Consider the following 1,989-nt stretch of genomic DNA (forward strand, 5'->3'; position numbering starts at 1 on the left):
GCTTTCGTGCATGCGTATAGCTGCTCGTCATACCCTTCCATCTCGAACTGAGCGATTCTCGTTGCTCCCATGCCGTCGATCGCGCGCCTGCCGTGTGGGTCAGTCGAAGTCGCATCCCGGATTGGGCGCACTGTCTGAAGTTGGGGCGCCGGCCGGGTCGAGGTACGTCACCTCCAGGACCGCTGGCTCCGCGCCCAGATTCCTGGCGAGGTGCACGTGGTCAGCACCCGTTGGGTCGGTGATCGGCTCACCGACACCGTATGTCCCGTCTTGCTGACAGTCGGCAGCGTAGTGAGTTAGCTCGCCAGCCTTCACGATTCCGTAGATCTCACCGCGGTGGGTGTGCCATCCGGTACTGCCGCCTGGCGCAATCGTGATGTCGGAGACGATGTAGTCCTTACCTCCCGTGCTTTGCTTGGACAACACGACGGCGGTAACGCCGATGGGTGCGGTGGCACCAGCCTCCGGCGCCACGGTGGCGGCGAGCGACGCCATCAATGCGATTGCCGACAGGCCCGTCGCCACCTTGAACACCCGATCCAACTCGGCCATCCTCTGCCTTTTGCACAGCTTCACGATCTCACCATAATGGGTTGCTCGACCCATAGTACTTCTCAGTCAAGGGGCTTCCAACCGAGTACCGGCCGCCTCGTTCGATCAAGTCGCCCGAATGCGATGTCCCGCAATGCCATCAACCGTCATTGGCAGCACCGCTCGGCCGGGCGCTCAGCGCGGCGCGCGGGTCGCCCCTGTTGGCAGCTATAGTGATCCACATCACACTTTGTCACGAATGGCCGATGGGCGGTGTCTTGAGGGCATGACTCAACACACCAAGGTCGTCGTCATCGGCGGCGGTTACTCAGGAACGCTGGCGGCCAACCATCTACGCAGGCGCGACGACGTGGCAATCACCCTCGTGAACCCGCGGCCGAAGTTCGTCGAACGGATCCGGCTGCACCAACTCGTGGCGGGCACCGCCAAGGCGACTGCCGACTACGACAGCCTGCTCGGCGAGGGCATTCAACTCGTCGTCGACACCGCCACCCGCATTGACACGGCGTCGCGCAAGCTGCAGCTCGCATCGGGTCGCGCGCTGGACTACGACTACCTCATCTACGCGGTCGGCAGCACGGGCGCAGTGCCTTCATCGGTGCCGGGTGCGACCGAATTCGCTTATCCCATTGCCGAATTGGAGCACGCTCACAAGTTGCGCGGTGCCCTCGACGAGCTACCCTCCGACGCCCCGGTGACCGTCGTCGGCGCTGGCCTGACGGGGATCGAGACGGCCACCGAGCTCGCCGAGCAGGGGCGCAACGTCGTGCTGGTCTGCGGCGGTCAGCTGGGCCCCTCGCTGTCCGCACCGGGCCGTCGCTCGGTCGCCAAGGCTATGGCCAAGCTGGGGGTCGCCGTGCTCGACGCCGACGTCGTCAGCGAGGTCCGTCGGGACGCTGTCGTCTTCGCCGACGGCGCGGTGCGCCCGAGCGGGGTGACGATCTGGACCGCAGGCTTCGGCGTGCCGGAGCTGGCGTCGGCCAGTGGACTGCACACCGATGCGATGGGCCGACTGCTCACCGACGAGACGATGACCAGCATCGACGATCCGCGCATCGTGGCCGCCGGTGACTGTGCCGCACCATCGGGCCGGCCGCTGCGGATGAGCTGCCAGGCGGCGGGGCCACTCGGTGTGCAGGCCGCCGACACGGTTCTCAGCCGCATCGCAGGCACCGCACCGACGATGATCACCCCCGCCTTCCTGGGGTCGTGCATCAGTCTGGGCCGCCACGCCGGAACATTCCAGATCGCCCGCAAGGACGACACGGCAGTCGACTTCTACCTCGGCGGTCGCTTCGCCGCGGCATTGAAGGAGGCCGTCTGCAAGGGCACCCTGTGGGGCCTGCGCCGAGAGGCCCGCAAGCCCGGCTCGGCGTTCTACCCCAAGGGCCGTGAGCGTGGCGAGCAGCCGGCGTCCGCTCCGCAGGTGGTCACGGA

Annotated in this window: 2 protein-coding genes; one reads left to right on the plus strand and one right to left on the minus strand. The window is 66.6% G+C overall.

The genetic code is table 11. The annotated features are described in order from the left end of the window. Positions 1-99 precede the first annotated feature (99 nt). Positions 100-576 (minus strand): cupin domain-containing protein, encoded by a 477-nt coding sequence (locus tag ACRDUX_RS36415; RefSeq protein WP_526421652.1) that lies wholly within the window; start codon positions 574-576, stop codon positions 100-102. Positions 577-817: 241 nt separating this feature from the next. On the opposite strand from ACRDUX_RS36415, the gene ACRDUX_RS36420 reads away from it, so the two are divergent. Then, positions 818-1,989: NAD(P)/FAD-dependent oxidoreductase (locus tag ACRDUX_RS36420; RefSeq protein ID WP_526421654.1), on the plus strand; the 1,172-nt coding region annotated here is incomplete at its 3' end.

The organism is Mycobacterium sp. (genome assembly GCF_050701675.1).
GTDB lineage: Bacteria > Actinomycetota > Actinomycetes > Mycobacteriales > Mycobacteriaceae > Mycobacterium.